This window comes from Kribbella alba, from assembly GCF_039529635.1.
GTDB lineage: Bacteria > Actinomycetota > Actinomycetes > Propionibacteriales > Kribbellaceae > Kribbella > Kribbella alba.
Genome location: NZ_BAAANE010000007.1, coordinates 41,697 through 64,466 on the forward strand (window position 1 = coordinate 41,697; position 22,770 = coordinate 64,466).

Below are 22,770 nucleotides of genomic sequence, written 5' to 3' on the forward strand. Positions count from 1 at the left end.
GACGTGAGATGCTACCGCGATCTCGCCTAAGGGGGAGCTGGGGAGGGGCGGGTGGTAGTTGATCTGTGGTCGAGCAGGGTGGAGCTCGGCGAATTGTCGGTGCTGCCTTCTAGCCTCAACTTCACGCTGACCATGTCGGTCACTGAGGGGGGCTCATGACGATTCAGCATCCGGAGTTTGTGCAGGAGCAGCAGTACGTCGAGCATGCCTACGATCTGCTCGATAGGGGGCTGGCCGAGGCCGAGCAGAACATCGTGAACTTCGAGGCTCTGCATCGGTCGACCGCGCACGCCATGAACAGGGCGCTCGCGATCCTCCAGAATTCACGAGGTTCTGGTCAGCTCGTGTTCGGGCGGATGGATCGCAACGACGAGAAGCTGTACATCGGGCGCCGGCGGGTTTACGACGAGGAGCGAAACCTCGTTGTCGTGGGTTGGCACGCCCCGGCGGCAGCTGCCTTCTACGATGCAACACCGCAGGAGCCGGGTGATCTGACTCTGAAGCGGGTCTTCATCGAGCAGGATCGCCGGCTGCAGCGGATCGTGGATGAGGTCGTTCGCGCCACTGCCCATTCAATCGCGACGAGCGAAGGTGACGCGACCATCAGCGACGCCCTCCTGCAGGAGCTCGACCGCTCCCGGGATGGTGCAATGCGCGAGGTCGTCGCGACGATCCAGGCCGAGCAGTTTCGAGTCATCCGGCACCAGAGCGACGGTATCGTGGTCGTGCAGGGCGGTCCTGGCACGGGCAAGACCGTGGTCGGTTTGCATCGCGCTGCGTGGCTGGCCTTCAACAAGCCCGAAATCCGCCGACGCGGCATGCTGGTGGTGGCGCCCAGCTCGGCCTTGTTGACGTACTTCAGCGGAGTCCTGCCATCGCTCGATGTCTCCGATATCGACCAGATGGATCTCGATTCCCTGTACGGCGGCGAGGCCCGCGTGACGGCCACCGAGTCGGCCGAGACTGCGCGCGTCAAAGGGAGCGCTGCAATGAGCGTTCTGCTGGAGCGGGCGCTGCGTCAGCGCATCGGCTGGGACGAGGATGAACTCGTGCTACCACTCGGTGCCGACCGGATACGCATCCAAGGCGACGAGATTCGCCAGATCGTGGATGACGTGCAAGAGCGGGATCTGCCGCACAACGAGGCCCGAGATGTCCTTCGCCAAGCACTGTCGGCGCTTGCATCCAAGCGTCACTCGGAGGACCAACGGCTGCAGAACCGTCCTGTCCGGGCGAACGAGGCCACCATTCGAAGGTTGTCGGCGTTCAACAACGCGCTCGATCGGTTGTGGCCGACGTTCGCGCCGGAAGAGTTCGTCAGAAGCCTCTACTCGACACAGAGTTGGCTGACCGTGGCCGCTGATGGCGTGCTGACCGCGGATGAGCGAGCACGATTGTTCCGATCTGCGCTGGACGGTGAGGCCTGGACTCGAGCGGACCTCTTCTGCCTGGACGAGGTTTCATACCTCCTCAACGGTGATGTCATGACCTACGGCCACATCGTTCTCGACGAGGCTCAGGATCTCTCGCCGATGGAGGCGCGTGCGCTTGCTAGACGATGCCCTTCAGGGTCCTTCACTGTGCTGGGGGATCTCGCCCAGGCCACCGGCGTCTGGGTACGCGACAGCTGGGACGAACTGACCCAGCACCTGTCAGTCACCGAGACCTCGGTCAACACATTGACGATCGGCTACCGGGTCCCGGCGCCGGCGCTCGACCTGGCGGCTCGGCAGTTGCCGTTGGTCTCATCTGATCTGACGCCGCCACTGTCGATCAGGCCAGGTCGTGGTGAGCCGCACATTTGGCACACCTCCGGAGAGGACCTTCTCGACGACGCATTGGTACTCGCAGAGCGTTATCGAGAAGAAGGCCTGACCTCTGCGCTGATCGTGCCGGACGATCTTTACGACCGCGTTCTCAGTGCGGCAGCTGATCAGGAGATCAAGCTCGGAGACGGGCGCGACGGCGACTTCTCGTTGGAAACGACGGTCGTACCGGCGAGTCTCTGCAAAGGCCTTGAGTTCGACGTAGTGATCCTGGTGGAGCCTGCGCTCGTCGCCGCGCAGAGCGTCCAAGGCGCCCGACAGCTGTATGTCGCAATGACGCGCTGCACTCAGCAGCTCGACATCATCCATAGCGAGCCCTTGCCGCCAGGATTTGGGGAAGTCAGTGCGATCGACGACGTAATCGAGATCGATGCCGGATCGCCAACTCTCAGCGAGTTGATCGGCCTTCTGAACGAGGACGACCTTGCTCTCGTCGAGGATCTGGTACGGCGTCTGGTCGTCCCAGCGCAGGAACGTGAGGATGTAGCAGTGATCGACGAGGAGCCGGTTCGATGACAACAACGGAAACCGGCGATGGGCTGAACGACGCCCAGCGGGACAGGCTCACCAAGCAGATCAACCGCTGGCGGGAAGATCTCCTGAACCTTGATCGTCGCCAGCGCCTTGTCTACTTCACTCACACCCGCAGCGCCTCGCTGGAAATCATCGACTCAGAGCTCGATGAGGTCTTGGCCCGGCTGTTCGACGGGGTACGCCTGCACGCTGCTGACGTCGAGTCGACGGCAGATGGGCTGGAGGATTCTCTGTCGCTCCCGTTGGCTTCCGGCGGGTTGCTGGTGAAGGACAAGACGCCGACCAAACTCCGGGCAGCCTGCCGCCGCCTCGATCAGGTCTCGAACCAGGTCTATGCGGACCGAGGTTTCTGGACTCTGTACGCCGGCGTCGGCATGCTCCAATGGGTCGACCCCGAGACCCAGGCGGTTGTCGAAAGCCCGATCCTCCTCTGTCCGGTCCGGCTCCAACGGAACGGGAGCCAGTCGCCGTACTCGGTGGAGCGGACAGACGAAGAGATCGTGGTCAACCCCGCACTCAAACTAAAGCTGGAGAAGGATTTCGGAATCCATCTGGACGACCTCGACCCAGAGGAGTTCGATGTGTTCGAGGTGATCGAAGACGTTCGGAGCCGGGTCGCCAGCAAGGACGGATGGGGCGTACAGCACCGTGCGGTCCTGACAACCTTCAGCTTCCACAAAGAGGCCATCTACCGCGACCTCATGGATCACCAGGACCTCCTGGTCGCCCACCCGATGGTGCAGATGATGGCTCTCGGCGGTTCAGCACCGAGTGCCGGCAACTACTCCTTCGAGACGATCGACGACGCGGACCTCGACCGGGTAGCCGAGCCCGAGCGGCTGATGAGCATCCTCGATGCCGATAGCACCCAGCGGCAGTGCATCATCGCCGCGCGAGATGGCCGGAGTTTTGTCGTCGACGGGCCGCCCGGAACCGGCAAGAGCCAGACCATCGCGAACATCATCTGCGAGCTGATGGCAACGGGCAAGACCGTTCTGTTCGTCAGTGAGAAGGTCGCCGCGCTCGATGTCGTCCGTAACAGACTCGCCCATGTCGGACTCGGCGACTTCCTCCTTGAGCTGCACAGCCACGCGGCCACGCGGAAGGAGGTGGTGGGCCAGCTCGGCCGCGCCCTGGTACAGCGCGCGAAGCTCAAGGGCCAGATGCCGGAGGCAGAGCGGCAGTCATTGAAGGCCGTCAGAGAAAGGTTGACAAGCTTCGCTGCTGCGATGAGCGAGGACCGCGAACCGCTGCATCAAAGCGTGTATGGAGCACTCGGCCGGTTGATGCAACTGAGAGAGCACCAGGTCGGATCGCTAACCAGGTCGGATGGGTGGTCTAGTCTCAGCGCGGTTCGTCTCGACCAGTTGCTCGAGCATGCAGGCAGGCTTGCACGGGCCTGGCGGCCGGTCGTGCAGGGAGCGGACTTCCTTTGGCGCGAGCTTGTCAACGACGCGCCGACTCCGGCGCAGGCAGAGTCCATGCGGAGAGCTGCCGAAGCGGCGAGCGATGCGGCCCAGGCCTTGTCTGACCGCATGCACGCCGTCGATGAGAGCCTCGCACTCTCTCTGCCACAGACGATCGCTGCCGCTGATGACCGAGTGCGGTTGCTCGAGCTCCTCGAATCCAACCCGTCGGCACCGTCATCATGGTTGCAGTTGTCAGAACTCTCGCTGCTGCGAGAGCGCATCGAGCAGCGACAGAAACTATCGGCCGATTACGGAGTGGCCCGAGACAAGATTCAAACTCTCGTCGGCGCCCGTTGGCAGGAGGTCGACGCAGATCTGCTGCAGAACGCGCGAAGCCTGCTCGACGTTCAGCCTGCGCCATTGGACGCCTGGGTGCCCGCGGCGGCTACGACGGTTCAGCAGCTGCAAGCACTACAGGCATTCGAGAATGCAACACCGGAGACCCTTGAATCCATCGCCAACGACGCACGCCAGTTGGGTGCGCTGCTGGGCGTGCGGACCGAGGACGTCAGCTTCAACCGCGCGATGCAATTAGCGGATCTTGCCGCGCTTGGCGGCCAGACGGCGCGTCCTGAGCGGGAGTGGCTCAACCCGGCGGTCCAGTCGGCGCTCGACGAGTCAAGCAGAGTCCTCGCCGAGCTTGTGGACGTCGTCAATCAACGGCGTACAGTCATCGAGCAGGTGTTCACGCCAGATGCGCTGAATCTCGATCTGGCAGGACTCAACGTGCGCTTCTCACAGACCCACCTTGGCCTGCGCAAGTTCAGCAAGGCCGCCCGAGCGGATCGCAAGGTCCTACGCAGTGCTGTCGTTACCGGCAAGGTCGACAAGGGTGTGCTGGCGCGCCTCGACGAGGCCGTCGCGTGGCAGCAGGCTGAGCTGCGCCTGGCGCGCGACGAAGAGACCTATGCGCCTCGACTCGGCCGCTACTACAGGCGTACTGAGACCGACTTCAGTCGTCTGTCCGAGGCGATTTCGACCGCCCATCGAGCAGTACAGCTGGCGGCGGGAGATCTGAACAACGACGCAATGGCGCAGCAGTTGACGGCCGACGGTATGCCAGACCCACAGCTACTTGTGGTCGCTCAGCGACTGATGAAAGCAGGCACTGAGTGGGTCAACCAGCTACGTGCGCACACGGGTGACGCCGCTGCGGCCAGGCTCGGTCAGCTGCCGCTGCGCATCATCGCCGAATCGGCGGTTGCCGCTGCGAATCGTGTGAGTGAAGGATATGAGGCGGCCGCGGCGGTAGCTCAGCAGGCCGGCCGAGATCTCGCGCTGCGGGAGGTCGTCCGCGCTCTTGAGCAGGCGAGCATTGTCGCCGAGCGCTCTGCTGGTCTCTTGGACACGTTCGACCAGGACCGTGCCGACATCGGTCAGCTGTACGACGGCGTGGAGACAGACTGGGCGGCGTTGGTGGCCGCCCTCGCTTGGGCTGATCGGGTTCGTGATCGCGTGGGCGGTGCAGTCAGTGAGCTCTCGGCCGAGCGGATGAGTAGTCCGACGGTTGGCCCTGCTGAACTCGCCGAGCCGCTCGAACATTGGAAGAGCGCTTCTCATACGCTGGCGACGTGCTTCAAGAACGGCTACGGCAAGGATCTCCAGACTGAGCTGGACGAGAACATCGGCGCCGCGGCTGACCTCCTAACCGAGATGACGGCGTCCGCCATGGTGGACATCAATGAATGGGCCGCGTACACGCACGAGCTCCAGGAGCTCGATAGCGCTGGACTGGGCGAGATAGTTGGGGCCCTGCACGTACGGCGGGTCCCCGCGTCAACGGTCGAACCGGGTGTTGAGCACGCACTTCTTCAAGCCTGGGTCGAATCTGTTATGGCCTCGGATTCACGGCTGGCTGAGTTCCGGTCAGCTGACCGTGATGCCCTGGTCGAGCGCTTCAAGAGTCTCGACAAGCAACTCGTCCACTCGACACATGTTGCCGTCGCGGAGGCTTGCAACCGCCGTAGACCGAAGACGGTGGGCGGTTCTGCGGCTGGTGTGATTCGGCGGGAAGCGCAGAAGAAGAGCCGGCACCTACCGATTCGGGATCTCCTGTCCAAGACGGAGGACCTCGTTCAGGAGCTCAAGCCGTGCTTCATGATGAGTCCACTCTCCGTCTCGCAGTTCCTGCCCGGATCGTTCGGCTTCGACGTAGTCATCTTCGATGAGGCTTCGCAGGTCCTGCCTTCCGATGCGGTCAACTGCATCTATCGTGCGCGCCAGCTCATCGTTGCGGGTGACGAGAAGCAGCTGCCACCAACGGCTTTCTTCACTCAGGCGATCGATGAGTCCGAGGATGATGAGGACCTCGACGACTTCGAGTCGGTGCTGAAGCTCTGCAAGACGAGCCTCGCCTCGTTGCCGTTGACCTGGCACTACCGAAGCCAACACGAGAACCTCATCGCGTACTCGAACTACAAGTTCTATTCGCCAGACGACTCCGCTCTCCAGATGGGTGGTGCCCTTCAGACCTTCCCAGGCGCCCGTTTCGAAGCACCGGATCTCGGTGTCGAGTCATTCGTCGTCAACGGCGTCTACCGTCGCGGCTCGACGCGTGATAACCCCGTCGAGGCTGAGGCCGTGGTCGACAGGGTGCTGCATCATCGGCAACACCACCCCAAGCTGTCGATCGGCGTAGTTACCTTCAGCAGCGCTCAGGAAGACACGATCACAGCCGCTATCGATCGGCGCTCCGTCAACGAGCCGCTGCTGCGGGGTCTGCTCGAGAAACACGATCGCTTGACCGGCTTCTTCGTGAAGAACCTGGAGAACGTCCAGGGGGACGAGCGAGACATCATCATCTTCAGCGTTGGCTACGGTCCGGACGAAGACGGCAAGTTCACGATGTCTTTCGGGCCGCTCAACCCAAAGGGTGGATGGCGCCGACTCAATGTCGCGATCACCAGAGCCCGGATGCGTGTCGAGGTGGTCAGCTCCTTCCGTGCCGGCGAGATGCACGACACCACGAGCGAGGGCGTTCGCCACCTGCGCGGCTATTTGGACTTCGCGCAAAGAGGGCTGCCGGCCCTTGCCCTTGAGCTGGAGCCGAGCGGGATGGACGTCGAGAGCCCCTTCGAAGCGGACGTGCTCGAGGTGATCCGCGGGTGGGGGTACGAGGTCGTCCCCCAGGTCGGTACAGCCGGCTATCGCATCGACCTCGGCGTACGGCATCCCGACCGGCCAGGTGAGTACATTCTGGGCGTCGAGTGTGACGGCGCTGCCTACCACTCGGCGAAGGCTGCGCGAGACCGAGACCGCTTGCGAGCCGCAGTCTTGGAAGGTCTCGGTTGGCACCTGCACAGGATCTGGGGCCTCAGCTGGTACCGCGATCGGGATGGGCAGATCAATCGGCTGCGGCTGGCAATCGAGCACGCGCTGTCGGGCGTCGAGCCGAAGAAGGACGTAGTCCATACTCCAGCGGTGCCGGTGGAGATGGAGGAGATCGATCTTGATCGGCCACCTGAGTGGGCGGTTACGTACGGCGAATACGCCAAGGCCGCGCCGTACACTCCTTACGAGCTGGGCAGCGTCGAGGCGCGCGAACCGCTCAGGAACTACCTCATCGCCCTTCTACGACACGAGGCTCCGATTCACCGCGATCTCGTCAACAGGCGGATCAGGAACGCATTCGATGTCGGACGGATTGGTCAGGTCATTCGCGACAACATCGACTTCGTCGCGAATCGCTCGCATGTCGACGGTAACCGCATCTATGTCGATCCTCAGGGCTTCTACCGGCTTGAGAAGGTCACTGCGACCTCGGTGCGTGTGCCCGGAGACGAGGACAGTATTCGAGCCGTTCAGCACGTACCGACCGATGAGCTGGACTTGGCCGTGATCGGCACAGTCAGGGACGCCATCAGCGTTGGTGAGGCCGAGATTGTCACCGCAGTTCGTCGTATGTTCGGCTGGCGTCGCAGCGGTGGCGACATAGTCGCGGCTGTACAGGCGTCAATTGAGCGCTGTTTGAGCGGCGGCACGATCGAACAGACAAGTTCAGGATCACTCCGCATCGCCTCGACCTGAGACATGACATCAGTGGCCGATCCAGGGGGGTGCTTTTGGATCGGCTGGGCGCAGTGGCTAATCACCTCATCGACCATTACTCCGCAGTACCGCCGCGCCGGCGGTCGGTCGCACGGGTTTCCGTTTGAGGTGGCCAGAAGGAAGCTCGAGAACTCTGTCGAGCGGTTTCCGGCTGCGGAGGCGAGGCGCCCGAGAAGACTTGATGGTGTGCGAGTGACGAAGGTCAGCTGCCGGGGCGGAGGGCTGTTATGGCGAAGCGGTCGATGGGGTGAAGTTGGCCGGCGGTTGAGGCGACCACGGTTAGGGCTGTGGCGGTTGCGCCCTGGAACTTGACTTGGGCTGACCAGGGTTGGCGGTCGCCGCCGGCAGGTTGGCAGCAGAAGGTTCCGATCGGCTGCTCGGATGAGGGCTGGCGGACCTCCACCCGGATGGATTCGTCTACGCCGCTGAGCTGGCCGCCGACGGTCAGTGGTGAGGCGGCCGTGGCGCCGTAGCGGGGCTGGGTCAGCGTCAGTGTGGTGTCGATGGTGCCGACTACCTCCCAGGGGGCATCCGGACCCTCGCCGAGCCGTACCAGGTGGAGGACGGCGGCGACGGTCAGGGGACCAGTGCCGGTCTGGTAGCCGACGGCGATCCGGGCGTCGTCGTCACGGAGTGAACGCGATGCGGCCTTGTTGATTTCAGTGAAGCCGAGGAAGCCGGTGGTGAAGGACAGCGCGGTCTGCTCCGCGTCCAGATGCCATGGCTGCTGGCCGCCGGCGCGGTACGTGCGCTGCCACGCGGCGGCCTCAGCTGCCGAGCTGAACGGCCATAGCGGCTGGTACGCGAACGGCTTTACCGCGGCCGAGGTGGAAGGCGTCGGTGATGCGGTGCCTGCCGGCGTGCTTGGGTTCGGCGTGCTGGGGGTCGCCGTGGTGGGCTTCGGCGTGGGGGTGGCTGTCGTCGGCGGCCGGGTCGGCGTCGTGCTGGGGAGTGGAAGGGGAACAGCGAGCTGGCCAGAGTCTGACTGGCCGCCGAGAAGAATAACCCCGAGCGCGGTCAGTAGCGCGGACAGCAGGGCAATGCTTGCGGCCGCAGCGACGATGATCGCCGCGCGCGTCCGCCGAGTCGTACGCTGCAGCGGCTCCGGTTGGCGGCCGGGATCTGGGTCGGTCTGTGCCATGCATGTCTCCCTCTGAATCGAGGAAACACCACAAGCAGCCGCAATGGCAGACCACCCCGGCAACGATTCGCCGTGAGCGCGGGAAGTCGTGGGGAAGGTTGGGGGAAGGCGGTGTTTCTAGCGTCGGCGGTGTCGTGGTCCACCAACCGAACGGAGTACTGCCATGACTGCAACGGTTCAACGGTCCCCACGCAACGGCGTTGACGTCCCTACGCTGTTCGCCACCCTCGACGCGGTGAAGGGGGCGCCGGAGATCGCCCAGTTCCAGTTCCGGGCGCACAACGAATGGGTCAGCGGCACCCACAGCCGCTCTGTCATCCAGGGCTTCTACGGGGCCGGACAGGAGGACACGTCGCGTACTGACCCGTTCGCATTCGACGCTGACCATCCCGCCGTGCTCGTGGGGTCGAATCAAGGCCCGACTCCAGTGGAGTTCCTGCTGCATGCCATCGCGACGTGCCTGACCGCGGGCCTGGCGAACATCGCCGCCGCCCGGGGGATCACGCTGCGGCGGGTCTCCTCGACCGTCGAGGGCGATATCGACCTGCTCGGCGTCTTCGGGCTGTCCGAGGTGGCCCGTAACGGCTACCGGCAGATCCGCGTGCACTTCGACGTCGAGGGCGACGCGTCGCCCGAGGAGCTGGCTGCGCTCGTGGAGCAGTCCCGCCGCCGCTCCGCGGTGTATGACGTGCTCGTCAATGGCACCGATGTGCAGATCGACGTCAGCACCCCCGTGAAGCCATCGTGAATCCGCACCGGCCCGACACAGCGCAGGCCGCCAACGGCCGCTGGCCCGGCTCCCAGGTCAACTGGGACGCCATCGTCGTTGGCGGTCGCGTCGCCGGCGCCTCGACCGCGCTGCTGCTCGCGCGCGCGGGCCTGCGGGTGTTGGTCGTGGACCGCGCCCGCCGAGGCTCAGACACCGTGTCTACGCATGCGCTCATGCGCGGCGGCGTCCTGCAACTGCGACGCTGGGGCTTGCTGGACCGCGTGGCGGCGAGCGGCGCGCCGGCGGTGCGCCGGGCGACGTTCCATTACGGCACGGATTCCATGGCGGTCTCACTCAAGCCGTATGCCGGTGTGGACGCCCTGTACGCACCGCGTCGTACCGTTCTCGACGCCATACTCGTCGACGCCGGGGAGGAGGCCGGCGCGCGGTTCCGATTCGGGCCGGCCGTCACAGACCTGGCCCGCGACGACACCGGCCGAGTCGTCGGTGCGATCCTGCGCGACCATGGCGGGGCTACCTGGACTGAGCGCGCGCGACTCGTTGTCGGCGCCGACGGACGCGGCTCCGTGGTGGCCGGTCGGGTGGACGCGCCGACCATTGCGGCGGGCGCCCACGCCGCGGCGTACGCCTACGGGTACTGGCCGGCTGCGGACCTGGACGGCTACCACTGGTACTACGGCGACGCGTTGTCCGGCGGGGCCATCCCCACGAACGACGGCCTCGCGTGCGTGTTCGTCGGCGGCCCGCCGGCCGTACTCGCCAAGGCGGCGCGAGACCGCCGTCCCGCCGCTGCGCATCGCGGACTGCTGGCGCGGCTCGACGGAGGGCTTGCCGACCTCACAGCGGCGCCGCCGCAGGGCGCTGTGCGGTTCTTCCGCGGGATGCCTGCGCGGCTGCGTCGTCCGTATGGGCCTGGCTGGGCGCTGGTCGGGGACGCGGGCTGCTGGGTAGATCCGCTGTCCACTCACGGGATCACCGACGCCCTGCGGGACGCGGAGCTGCTAGCCGCCGCCGTTGTCGCCGGGTCGGCATCGGAGGGCAGAGATGCCGGGATCGAGCTGGCCGGCTACCAGGCGCAGCGGGACCGCATGGCTCTGCCGATGCAACCGATCGTCGACCGTCTCGCCTCCCACGAGTGGGACTTCGCTGAGGCCCGCCGATTGCTGCGCGGGCTGTCCTCGGTGATGGCCGACGAGGTCGAGGCGATCCGTGATTTCGACCCTGCGCCCTCGCGCATCGCTTGATCGGGCGGGCGCGATTACAGTTGCCTGTGGGAGAAGCGATGCGCGTCGAGATTGATCTGTTGGACGGCTTCGCCGTCCGGGTCGATGGGCGGTCCGTCCCCGCGGAGGAGTGGCGTCGCCGCAAGGCGGCCGCGCTGATCAAACTCCTCGCGCTGTCCCCGCGCCGGGTGATGCACCGCGAGCAGGTCATCGACGCGCTCTGGCCCGGCACCGGGATCGACAACGCGGCGCCACGGCTGCACAAGGCCGCGCACTACGCCCGGCGCTCGCTCGGCGATCCCCGGGCGCTGGTCCTGACCGGAGACACCGTGTCTCTGTTCCCCGACGCCGAGGTGGCTGTGGACGTCGAGGTGTTCGAGCGGTGCGCCCGGCGATCCCTCGCAGCGCCGGGCGCACCCGGCAACGCGGAGATGCTTGGCGGCAATGCAGAGGTGCGCGGCACTGCAGACGGACCCGCCAATACAGACGGACCCGCCGATACAGACGTTGCCGCCGCGGCGGCTACCGCGGCCGACCTGTGGGCCGGAGACCTGCTGCCCGAGGACCCGTACGAGGCGTGGCTGGAGGGACCGCGGGAGCGGTTGCACCAGTTGCACCAGGAGGTACTGCGCCGCGCCGGCCGATGGGAGGATCTCGCCCGCGCCGAGCCGGCCGACGAGGATGCGAGCCTAGCCATCGCGCGAAAGCTCGCCGATCACGGCGATCGCCGTGGAGCGCTTCGACAGTTGGAGCGACTGGAGCGAGCTCTGCGCAGCGAGCTCGGCGTCACCCCGAGCCCCGCTGTCGCGACGTTGCGCGCCGAGCTGCTCGCCATCGACGTCCCGCAGTCTGAGGGCCAGCGGCGGCAGGCGCGGCCGCCGCTGGGCCGCGACCCCGAGCTCGGCCGGATCGACCGGCTGATCGTTGCGGCGGGCGCCGGCCAGGGCCGGACGCTGTTCGTGTCCGGGCCCGCGGGCATCGGCAAGACAGTCGTACTGCGTTGGCTCGACCGGCGAGCAGAAGAGCGTGGGCTTCGCGTCGGCTTCGGCACGGCCGCCGCTATCGAGGGGGCCTGGCCGTACGCGCCGGTGCTCGAGGCGCTCGCTGATCTGTGCCGGCGCCATCCTGCCCTGCTCGACGGCCTGGCCGACGAGTACCGCGTCGAGATCGAGGGTGCCCTGCGCGGCGCCTCCCCGGACTGGGACGGCGAGAGCCGGCACCAGCGACTGTTCGTCAGCGCCGCCGAACTGCTGCGGCTCGCTTCCTCGAGCGGCGGCGCGTTGCTCGTCGTCGACGATGCACATGACGCTGACGAGGCCAGCCTGCGCCTGTTGCACTATCTGTCCCGCGCCGCGGTCGGGGAGCGGATCGTGATCGTGGTCGCGCACCGACCCTGGCCGCTCAGGCCGGCGATGGACGCGATGCGCCGCAGCTTGATCGGCCGCGGCACGTCCGTGCCGTTGGACCTCGGCCCGCTAGCCGACGAGGACATCCGCCGGCTGGCCGGCCGGGCCGTCGGCGAGGATCAGGTGCTGCTCGAACGGGTGGTCAAGCTCGCCGGTGGAAACCCGTTCGCTGCTGTAGAACTTGCGCGCACGGCTGGGGCGGGCGACGACCGCGCTGGTCCGATGGGCGCGCTGGTACTGCGCGGCCTCGGCGGCGAGGCGACCGCAGCTCTGACCAGAGTCGCGGTGCTGGGTGGTGCGTTCGACACCGACGAGTACGTCGCAATGTCAGGCGTTGGGGAGGCGCGCGCCTATGCGCTCCTCGACGACACGCTCGCAGCGGGTGCAATCGAGCGGACCACGTCCGGCTACCGCTTCCGACACTCGCTCGTGCGCGACGTCGTGCTGGACGGGCTACCCCCGCACCGGCTGCTCCCGCTGCACCGCCAGGCCGCCGAGGCACTGCGGGGCCTCGGCGCGTCCCCTGCGCGGATCGGCTACCAGCTGCTGCAGGCCGGCGACGTTGGTGCTGCCGCACCGTTCCTGCTGCAGGCCGCCCGCACCGACGCGGCCATCGGGGCTTACCGCGACGCGCTTGCGCTGATCGACACGGTGCGCCAGGAGGTCCGTGATCCGGAGCGCGGGCCGATGCTCGCCCTGCGCGCGGACATGTTGATGGCCACTGGCGACGCAGGCGCCATCCTCGCTTACAGGGAGGCGCTAGGTGCCACCCACGACGAGGCCGCGCAGCGACGACTGCTGCCCCGGCTGGCCCGCGCCGCCACCTTCGCCGGCGATTACGCGACTGCGGCCGAGGCGCTCGACGGCCTGGAGCTGGACGGATCCGCCGATGACGCCGCGCTGCTACTCCAGCGCGGGATCCTGTCGTACCTGACCGGCGATCTGCCGGCGGCCGAGGCTGCCGCCGACGAAGCGCGCCGCCGGATCGGAGTAGCAGACGCTGGCGACTGGCGGATGTACGACCTGATCTCACTGCAGGGCCTGGTCGCGCACCTGCGCGGGGAGTGGTTCGGCCGGCTCGCCGTGGAGCTGCGTGCCGGCGCGCAACGGCCGGACCTGGCGCGGTCGATGTTCGACAGCCATCTCTGTGTGGCGGAGTTCCTGCTGTACGGACCTACGCCGCACGCGGAGGTGCTGGCGCTCGCCGCCGCCCTGCGCGAGTCGGCGCGGCGATCCGGCGTACTGCGGGCCGTCGCGTTCGCCACCGCGCTACGCGGCGAAGCAGCCTTGCTCTCGGGCGATCTGGCCCTCGCCGAATCGGAGCTCACCGAGGCCGCACAACTGCACCACGACATCGGCTCGACCGCGGGGGAGGCCCACAGTCTGCAGCGGCTGGCCGAGGTGCGCCTCGAGCAGGGGGATCGTGCCGAGGCGATGCGACTCTTACACCGAGCGCTTCCGCTGGCCCGCTGGTCGTCGATCGCGCTGCACCTGCTGCAGCGCGTGTACGGGACGATGATCCGCGCCGCGTCGGACGTAGACAGCGCCCGCGCCGTCGTGGACCAGGCCACGGCCGCCCTCGGCCAGGAAGACGCGTGCACCTTCTGCGCCATCATGCTCGCAGTGCCCGCCGCGGCGGCCTGCGCCGACGCCGGCGATCTCGACGATGCTCGCCGGCACCTCGCCGCCGCCGAGAAGTCTGCCGCGCTGTGGAAGGGCACGGCGTGGCAGGCAGCGATTGCCGAGGCCCGGGCGCATCTGCAGAGCGCCGAAGGCGACCGGGACGGCGCGCGCCGCGGGCTGCTTGAAGCCGCCGAGCTCTTTGCCGCCGCCGGCCAGCCGCTGGACGCCGACCGCTGCCTCACCTGACGACCGCTGCCTCGCATGACGACCGCAGCCTCGCTGGCGCTGGTCAAAGGTCCCGCCGCCGTACTCATCCCGCGTCGCCTGGTGGCCGCCCGCCGCAGGCGTGGTCCGAGGTTGGAAAAACGATTGGGCACGACCTCTTGACACCTCGATAGACCCGGCGCACAGTATTGCCCACGAGTTGGAAAAACGATTGGGCAGACGGATGTCGCAGAAGGTGTCGATCAAGGATGTGGCGGCGCGGGCGGGGGTGTCCGTGACGACGGTTTCGCATGTCTTGAACGAGGTACCGGGGAAGCGGATCACTGACGCCACTCGGGACCGGGTACGCCGGGCCGCAGGGGAGCTCGGCTACTCACCCAGCAGTGTCGCGCGCAACCTGAGACTGCAGCGGTCGCAGATGCTGGCGCTGATCAGTGACGAGATCGCGACGACCCCGTACGCCGGGCAGATGATCCTCGGGGCGCAGGAGGCTGCGTCGAAGGCCGGGTGGCTGTTGATGTTGGTCAACACCGGGTCGGACAGCGAGTTCGAGGCGGCCGAGATCCAGGCCCTGAGGCAGCGGCAGGTGGACGGGTTCCTCTACGCGACGATGTACCACCGCGAGGTCACGCTGCCGGAGGCAATCGCCGGGGTACCGACTGTGTTGCTCGACGCACGGTCGTCGGACCGCACACTGCCCTCGGTGGTGCCGGATGAAGTGGCCGGTGGGCGGGTTGCTACCGAGGAGCTCATTCGGCACGGGCACTCCAAGATCGGCTTCCTCAACAACGCCGATGACATCCCAGCCACGCACGGGCGGCTCAAGGGATACCGGGCGGCATTGGAAGATGCCGGCCTGACCTACGACGAGCGGCTGGTGATCGCTCGACCGTCGGATACCGAAGGTGGATTGCAAGGCGCGCGACAGTTGCTGGGGGCAACTGATCGGCCGACTGCATTGTTCTGCTTCAACGACCGGATGGCTATGGGCGCGTACCACGCGGCCGGCGAACTCGGTCTGCGGATACCTCAGGACCTGTCGGTCGTGGGGTTCGATAACCAGGAGCTCATCGCTGATGGACTCCGCCCCGGGCTGACCACGGTCGCGCTGCCGCACTACGAGATGGGCGCGTGGGCAGTAGAAGCCCTGATCGCACGAATAGAAGGACAAGACAGCGAAGGTCCGCAGCACGCGGCCCTGACCTGTCCGCTGGTGATCCGCAACTCCGTGGATCGACCCGCACCCATCAGCTGAGGCCCGCAACCACCAGCTGACCGAAACAGCGTGGGCATCGACGCCCACCGCTGCCACAGACACGCAGTACCGGCAGTCCATGCCTTGCTTCGGCCTGTCCAAAAACTATCGGCCTGTCCAAAACTAAGGGAGAACGATCATGCAACACACAACGAAGCGAGGCGTTGGAGCCATCGCCCTGGTCCTGGCCGCGGCCGTCGGTCTGCCGGCTTGCTCGTCGGGTTCGTCCGACAGCGGCGCGAGCAGCCAGGGCGGTGTCACCACGCTCGAGCTCTGGACGCACAACGGTGGTAACGCCACCGAACTGGCGGTCAACAAGAAGGTGGTCGACGCCTTCAACGCCAGCCAGTCGAAGTACAAGGTGAAGCTGCAGTCCTTCCCGCAGGCCGCCTACAACGATGCGGTCACTGCCGCGGCGGCCGCGAAGAAGTTGCCCTGCGTCATGGACATCGATGGTCCGAACGTTCCGAACTGGGCGTGGGCGGGTTACCTTCAGCCGCTCGAGCTGCCTGCCGGCACGTTCGACAAGCAACTGCCGAGCACCCTGGGCAAGGTCGACGACAAGATCTACTCGTTCGGTCACTACGACGTCGCGATGAACGTGACGGCTCGCAAGTCTGTGCTGACGGAGTACGGCATCCGGATCCCGACGATCGACAAGCCGTGGACTGGCGAGGAGTTCGACGCGGCGATCGCGAAGATCAAGGCCGGGGGCAAGTACCAATACCCGCTCGACATGGGCACGGCCGGCACCGGCGAGTGGATCCCGTACGCCTACTCGCCGATCCTCCAGAGTTTCGGTGGAGACCTGGTGAACCGCGACGGCTACAAGACCGCTGACGGCGTGCTCAACGGACCAGATGCCCTCAAGTGGGCGACCTGGTTCCGCGGCCTGATCACCAAGGGCTACGCGCAGCAGAAGTCTGGCAAGGACTCGGCCGTGGACTTCGTCAACGGCAAGAGCGCGATCATGTGGAACGGGAGTTGGGCCGCGGATGCGGTGACCAAGAAGTACGGCGCCGACGTGGTCTTCCTTCCGCCGCCGGACTTCGGCAAGGGTCCGAAGATCGGTGGCGCCTCCTGGCAGTGGGGGATGTCCTCCGCCTGCGCCGCCAAGGAAGGTGCCCTGGAGTATCTGAAGTTCTCGACCAAGCCGGAGTACTACGTGGACTACGCGAAGGCGCTCGGCCTGATCCCGGCGAATACCGACGCGGCAGCTCAGGTGCCCGCCTTCGCTCCCGGTGGTAAGTACCGCATCTTCCTCGAGCTCTCGCAGAAGTACGCGCTGGTGCGGCCGGTCACGCCGGCGTACCCATATATCTCCTCGACGTTCCAGAAGGCGGTGTCGGACATCCTCGCCGGCGGGGACGCCCAGAAGATCCTCGACAAGGCGGCTGCCGATGTCGACAACAACATCAAGTCCAACGGCAACTACGAGTTCTGACATGTCCGCCACCACAGCTCCCAAGCAACTGAGCAAGCCGGCCGTTTCGGGGCAAGTGCGGCCCGGCAAAGAAAGAAGCGCGCGATCCCACGAGACCCTGATCGGCGCCGCGATGGCCTCGCCGGCCGTGATCCTCCTGATCGTGTTCTTCCTGGTCCCCGTGCTGCTCGCGTTCGGGCTCGCGTTCACCAACGCCAGGCTGATTTCGCCGAGGCCGCCGCGGTTCGTCGGTGCCGACAACTTCATCACGCTCTTCGGCGACAGCCTCTTCTGGGCGTCGTTGCGCAACACGGCGTACTTCGCCGTGATCGTGGTACCCGTTCAGGCAGGGCTGGCGCTGATCCTGGCGCTGCTTGCCAACGCGAAGGTCCGCGGTACGAACTTCTTCAGGACCGTGTACTTCGTGCCTGTGGTCACGTCGATGGTCGTGATCTCGTTGCTCTGGCGGTTCATCTACCAGCCTGACGGGTTGCTCAACCAGATCATCGAGGCCGTCACGTTCGGCCACCTGCACGGGACCGACTGGCTGAACAACCCGACGACGGCTATGCCGGCGATCATGTTCATGTCGATCTGGCAGGCGGTCGGGTTCCACATGATCATCTGGCTGGCCGGGCTGCAGACCATCCCGCAGGACCTGTACGAGGCGGCGTCGCTGGACGGCGCCTCCGGCTGGAAGACGTTCACCCACGTCACCTGGCCGAGCCTGCGGGCGACTCGTACTTTCATCCTGATCACCATCACGATCGCGGCTCTCAGTCTGTTCACGCAGATCAGCGTGATGACGCAGGGCGGGCCGCTCGACCGGACGACCACGGTGGTCTTCATGGCAGTCCGTGCCGGCTACGAGCAGCAGTCCACCGGGTACGCCGCGGCGGTCTCACTCGTGTTCTTCGTTCTCGTACTAGCGGTTTCGGGCGTCCAGCGCTTCCTGACCAGAGATGAGGCGTGAGGATGACGACCGATCGCAAGACCAAGTACGCATTGCCTCTTCAGCTGGTGCGGATGATCCTGGTGATCTTCTTCGCCTTCCCGATCGTGTTCATGTTCATCTCGTCCTTCAAGCCGGATGCGCAGATCTTCGCCGACCTCAGCTCGCTCAAGGCGATCCTGCCGGTGGGTGACATCTCGCTGGACAACTACCGCGGCGTTTTCGACCGGGTACCGGCCGAGCGCCTACTGCTCAACTCCGTGATGATCTCGGTGGTGACGGTTGTCGTCGGCATCTTGATCAACAGCATGGCGGCGTTCGCGCTGTCGAGAATGCGCTGGCGCGGGCGCCGCGTAGTACTGGCGGCCATCATCGCGACGTTGATCGTGCCGTTCGAGACGTTCGCGCTGCCGCTGGTCTGGTGGGTGAACAAGCTGCCGTGGTTGGAGGTTCATGGGTTCAACGTCACCCTCACCGAGGGCTGGCTCGACACCTACCAGGTGCAGATCCTGCCGTTCGTGGCCAACGCGTTCTCCATCTACTTGTTCTACCAGTACTTCAGCAGCATTCCGGTCGAGCTCGATGAGGCCGCGCGGATGGACGGTGCCGGATGGTTCGGCATCTACCGGCGCGTCGTGATGCCGCTGTCCGGTCCCGCTATCGCGACCGTCGCGATCCTGACCTTCCTGCCGGCGTGGAACTCCTATCTGTGGCCGCTGATGGTGGTGCAGAGCGAGGACCTGCGTCCGGTGATGGTCGGCATCCAGTACTTCTTCCAGCTCAACGTCTCCTGGGGACAGATCATGGCCTACGCCTCGATGATCACCGTGCCGGTGCTCGTCCTGTTCGTCGCATTCCAGCGCGCCTTCATCGGCAGCATCGCCTCGGCGGGGGTGAAGGGCTGATGCTCGAGCTCCCCGACTCCTGGGTGTGGGACTTCTGGTTCGCGCAGGACGGCGATCAGTACCACCTCTTCTTCCTGTACGCGTCCCGCGCCCTGCATGACCCGGGCCGGCGGCACGGTCGGGCGTCCGTCGGTCATGCGGTCTCGGACGATCTCCGGAACTGGAAGCGGCTGCCGGATGCGCTCGTCAGGGGCGATGCACCGGCGTTCGATGACGCGGCGACCTGGACCGGTTCCGTAGTACGGGGTCCTGAGGGCAAGTGGCACCTGTTCTACACGGGTGCCAGCGAGCGCGATGGGGTGTTGATCCAGTCCATTGGCTTGGCCACGTCGGACGACCTGATCACCTGGCACAAGTACGACGGCAACCCGGTGGCGGCCGCGGATCCGCGTTGGTACGAGAAGTACGACGGTACGACGTGGTTCGACGAGGCCTGGCGGGATCCGTGGGTCTTCGCGGATCCGGACGGCGACGGCTGGCACATGCTCGTCACCGGACGCGTGAACTACGGGCCCGTGGACGACCGCGGAGTCGTCGCTCACGCACGGTCACGGGACCTCCTCCAGTGGGAAGTCCAGCCGCCGTTGAGCGAGCCGGGCTCCGGATTCGGACAGCTTGAGGTCCTCCAGGTCGAGGTGGTTGAGGGACGCGTCGTCCTGCTGTTCAACTGCTTGCGCAGCGAGCTGTCGGCGGGCAGGAAACAGACCTCCGGCGGCGGGGGAGTCTGGTCGCTGGTCGCCGACAGCGTCACCGGTCCGTTCGACATCAGCAAGGCCACGCCGCTGACCGACGACTCCCTGTACGTCGGGCGGCTGGTGCGGGACCGCGATGGGGCGTGGGTGCTGCTGGCCTTCCACAACGAGGGCCCGGAAGGGTTCATCGGCAGCATCAGCGACCCGATGCCGGTTCTCCTGGGCGACGACGGCCTCATCCTCAAGCAGGGCTGAACCGTTCATCCGGTCTAGCTGATTGCGGAAGCGAATCGGCCGCGATTGGTGAGAAGATCGACGGATGTTGGAAACGTCGGCGAGGCTGCTGCGCTTGCTTTCCCTGCTCCAGGCGCGGCGGGATTGGACTGGTCCGGAGTTGGCTGAGCGTCTCGGCGTATCGACGCGAACACTGAGGACGGATGTCGAGCGGTTGCGGGTGTTGGGATATCCGGTGGAGGCGCGGCCCGGGGTCGCGGGTGGGTATCGGCTGGGTGCGGGGGCTGCGCTGCCGCCGTTGTTGTTGGATGACGATGAGGCTGTGGCCGTTGCCGTGGGGTTGGGGGCAGCCGCGGGTGGGAGTGTGGCCGGGATCGAGGAGACGTCGGTCCGGGCGCTGGTGAAGTTGGAGCAGGTGTTGCCGTCGCGCTTGCGGCATCGGGTGAAGGCGATGCAGGCCGCGACGGTTACGGTACCCGGGTCGGGGCCGACGGTTGATGCTTCAGTGTTGACTGCGATCGCGGCGGCCATTCGGGCGAGTGAGCGGTTGCGCTTTGCCTACTCGGGCCGGGATGGAGCGGCGAGCCTCCGTACTACGGAACCGCATCGGCTGGTCGCCTGGGGAAGGCGCTGGTACCTCGTTGCCTGGGACAACGACCGGGAGGACTGGCGGACGTTTCGAGTGGATCGGATATCACCCCGCACGCCTACCGGGCCGCGTTTCGTGCCGCGGGAGTTGGCCGACGAGAGCGTAGCGGAGTTCGTGCAACGCACTGTGGGGATGGCGTCCTGGCAATATCGGGCTCGCGTCCTCGTCCACGCCTCGGCCGATTACGTCAGAGGGCGGATGCCCATCCCGATCGACGCGGAGATCATCGACGACAACACCTGTAGCGTCGAACTCGGGTCGGACGCCCCGCACCAGCTGGCTCTATGGTTAGGCCTGCTCGACGCAGACTTCGAAGTACAGGACGCTCCCGAGTTGGCTGACGCGGTCAGGCGCTTGGGCGACCGATATCACCGTGCAGCTGGGGATGGTGGGCGATGACCCTATGGACGATGCACGGCGAGCGGGGGTTCCCGGCCAGGCCGAGCTGCTGCGCCAGGCATTGCGGGACCTCGCCTCCACCGGCGACCTCGACCGCCGTGCCGCACGCCCTTCGCTGGGCACTCGGCTCGGTCGGAATCCCCGACCTGTGCGACGCTCTGCACGCAATACGAGACGAAGCCGACCGCGATCCCTTCCACTAACCGCCCGACGCCGACGACCGGTCCACCGCAACCTCCGCTCGACCCAGGCTGCTCAGCGAAGGCAACATTCAGCTGATCCCTGAGCGATGTTTGCGGTCACGCAGTGTTAACGCTAACAACCTAACTGATCAAGGGCAGAACGAGTTCGTTCCACCCTATTGTCGACGGCATTACATCGATGTATCGTCTGCCACCAATACGCCGGTGAACTGCCGGAATTGGGAGACTTTCCGCTCGACGCAGCTCCCGGCAGGACGGCCCGACTTCCGTCAGCGACGACACCAGAGGAGACCTCTCACTCATGCCCAACGCTCGTCTCGTGCTCGACGCCGCGTTCACCATCGCACCCGTCCCCCGCCGGCTCTTCGGCTCCTTCGTGGAGCACATGGGTCGTTGCGTCTACACCGGCATCTACGAGCCGGACCACCCCACCGCCGACGAGGCCGGCCTGCGCGGCGACGTCCTGGACCTCACGCGGGAGGTAGGGCCCACCGTGGTCCGCTACCCCGGCGGCAACTTCGTCTCCAACTACCGCTGGGAGGACGGCGTCGGCCCCAAGGCCGAGCGGCCCCGGCGGCTGGATCTGGCCTGGCACTCGATCGAGACCAACCAGTTCGGGCTGCACGAGTTCGACGACTGGGCTCGGAAGGTCGGCACCGAGGTGATGATGGCGGTCAACCTCGGCACCCGTGGGTTGCAGGAGGCCTGCGACCTGCTGGAGTACACCAACCACCCGGGCGGGACCTACTTGTCGGACCGCCGAGTCGCGAACGGCGCTGCCCAACCGTTCAACTACAAGCTCTGGTGCCTCGGCAACGAAATGGACGGCCCCTGGCAGGTCGGCCACAAGACCGCTCTCGAGTACGGCCGTCTGGCCAACGAGACCGGAAAGGCCATGCGCCTGATCGATTCCGAGATCGAGCTCGTTGCCTGCGGCTCCTCCAACTCCGCGATGCCGACCTTCGGTACGTGGGAGTCGACGGTGCTCGAGCACTGCTATGACACCGTCGACTACATCTCGCTGCACGCCTACTACGAGGAACGCGACGACGACCCGCTGACCTTCCTGGCCTCCGCAGTGAACATGGATGCGTTCATCGAGAGCGTCATCTCCACCGCCGACGCCGTGCGCGCCCGCGGCCGGCACAAGAAGAAGATCAACCTCTCCTTCGACGAGTGGAACGTCTGGTACATCAGCGAGTTCAGTGGCGACGGCCCCAAATCGAACAGCGAAGAGTGGGTTCCCGGCCCCGAGCTGATCGAGGACGAGTTCACCATCACTGATGCCGTGGTGGTCGGGACGTTCCTCAACTCCTTGCTCCGGCACGGCGACCGCGTGACGGTGGCCTGCCAGGCCCAGCTCGTCAACGTGATCGGGCTACTCCGCTCAGAGGAGGGCGGCGACGCCTGGAAGCAGACGATCGCCTACCCGTTCGAGCAGATGCGCCGGCTGGCCACAGGCCAGATCGTGCAGGTGGTCGCATCCGGTGACAAGTACGACTCCGCCACCTATACCGACGTCCCGGTTGTCGACGCCGCCGCGACGTACGACGAGGCCACCGGCCGCACCGCGCTGTTCGTGGCCAATCGCAGCCTGACCGAATCATCCACCCTGGAAGTCGACCTCCGCGGAGTCGGTGCCACGGCGGTCGTCGAAGCCAGCACGCTCCACGCGGGCGGCGACCAGGATCGCCACGCGACCAACCGCCTTTCGCACGACGCGGTGGCCCCGCGTCGGTTCGACGACTACGTGCTCGACGGCGGGCGGCTCAAGGCCAACCTGCCCGCCCTGTCCTGGACCGTCTTCTCATTCGAGGCGTCCCGGGGCTGACCC

At 66.1% G+C, this 22,770-nt stretch carries 13 protein-coding genes; 12 read left to right on the forward strand and 1 reads right to left on the reverse strand.

Going from position 1 to position 22,770, the window contains the following annotated elements:
- The first annotated feature begins 155 nt into the window (after positions 1-155).
- Positions 156-2,342 carry a HelD family protein gene (locus ABD210_RS18270; RefSeq protein ID WP_344112832.1) on the forward strand — a complete coding sequence of 729 codons (2,187 nt, stop codon included), beginning with the start codon at positions 156-158 and terminating at the stop codon, positions 2,340-2,342.
- On the forward strand, positions 2,339-7,855 hold the full coding sequence (locus ABD210_RS18275; RefSeq protein WP_344112834.1) for a DUF3320 domain-containing protein: 5,517 nt from the start codon (positions 2,339-2,341) through the stop codon (positions 7,853-7,855). Before ABD210_RS18270 ends, ABD210_RS18275 begins: the two co-directional genes overlap by 4 nt.
- A gap of 223 nt (positions 7,856-8,078) precedes the next feature.
- On the opposite strand, the gene ABD210_RS18280 is transcribed toward ABD210_RS18275, so the two are convergent.
- Complete coding sequence (locus ABD210_RS18280) at positions 8,079-9,017, reverse strand: hypothetical protein (protein WP_344112836.1); 939 nt, start codon at positions 9,015-9,017, stop codon at positions 8,079-8,081.
- Between the two features lie 163 nt (positions 9,018-9,180).
- Between ABD210_RS18280 and ABD210_RS18285 the strand changes: the two genes are divergently transcribed.
- From ABD210_RS18285 to arfA, 10 genes are all read left to right on the forward strand, one after another.
- Complete coding sequence (locus tag ABD210_RS18285; protein ID WP_344112837.1) at positions 9,181-9,765, forward strand: OsmC family protein; 585 nt, start codon at positions 9,181-9,183, stop codon at positions 9,763-9,765.
- A complete protein-coding gene (locus ABD210_RS18290; RefSeq protein ID WP_344112838.1) occupies positions 9,762-10,991 on the forward strand; it encodes an NAD(P)/FAD-dependent oxidoreductase in 1,230 nt (409 codons plus the stop codon). The genes ABD210_RS18285 and ABD210_RS18290 overlap by 4 nt, the downstream gene beginning before the upstream one ends.
- A gap of 38 nt (positions 10,992-11,029) precedes the next feature.
- Positions 11,030-14,245, forward strand: coding sequence for an ATP-binding protein (locus ABD210_RS18295; protein WP_344112839.1), 3,216 nt, complete (start codon positions 11,030-11,032; stop codon positions 14,243-14,245).
- A gap of 202 nt (positions 14,246-14,447) precedes the next feature.
- Positions 14,448-15,479 carry a LacI family DNA-binding transcriptional regulator gene (locus ABD210_RS18300; RefSeq protein WP_344112840.1) on the forward strand — a complete coding sequence of 344 codons (1,032 nt, stop codon included), beginning with the start codon at positions 14,448-14,450 and terminating at the stop codon, positions 15,477-15,479.
- Between the two features lie 139 nt (positions 15,480-15,618).
- Positions 15,619-16,923, forward strand: coding sequence for an extracellular solute-binding protein (locus ABD210_RS18305; RefSeq protein ID WP_344112841.1), 1,305 nt, complete (start codon positions 15,619-15,621; stop codon positions 16,921-16,923).
- Between the two features lies 1 nt (position 16,924).
- Positions 16,925-17,875 (forward strand): carbohydrate ABC transporter permease, encoded by a 951-nt coding sequence (locus ABD210_RS18310; protein WP_344112843.1) that lies wholly within the window; start codon positions 16,925-16,927, stop codon positions 17,873-17,875.
- Positions 17,876-17,877: 2 nt separating this feature from the next.
- Positions 17,878-18,759 (forward strand): carbohydrate ABC transporter permease, encoded by an 882-nt coding sequence (locus tag ABD210_RS18315; RefSeq protein ID WP_344112844.1) that lies wholly within the window; start codon positions 17,878-17,880, stop codon positions 18,757-18,759.
- Positions 18,759-19,706 (forward strand): glycoside hydrolase family protein, encoded by a 948-nt coding sequence (locus ABD210_RS18320; protein ID WP_344112845.1) that lies wholly within the window; start codon positions 18,759-18,761, stop codon positions 19,704-19,706. Before ABD210_RS18315 ends, ABD210_RS18320 begins: the two co-directional genes overlap by 1 nt.
- 64 nt (positions 19,707-19,770) lie before the next feature.
- Positions 19,771-20,733, forward strand: a complete 963-nt coding sequence (locus ABD210_RS18325; RefSeq protein WP_344112846.1) for a helix-turn-helix transcriptional regulator — start codon at positions 19,771-19,773, stop codon at positions 20,731-20,733.
- A 504-nt stretch (positions 20,734-21,237) separates the two neighbouring features.
- Positions 21,238-22,767: an arabinosylfuranosidase ArfA gene (arfA, locus tag ABD210_RS18330; protein WP_344112847.1), complete on the forward strand. Its 1,530-nt coding sequence runs from the start codon at positions 21,238-21,240 to the stop codon at positions 22,765-22,767.
- Positions 22,768-22,770 lie beyond the last annotated feature (3 nt).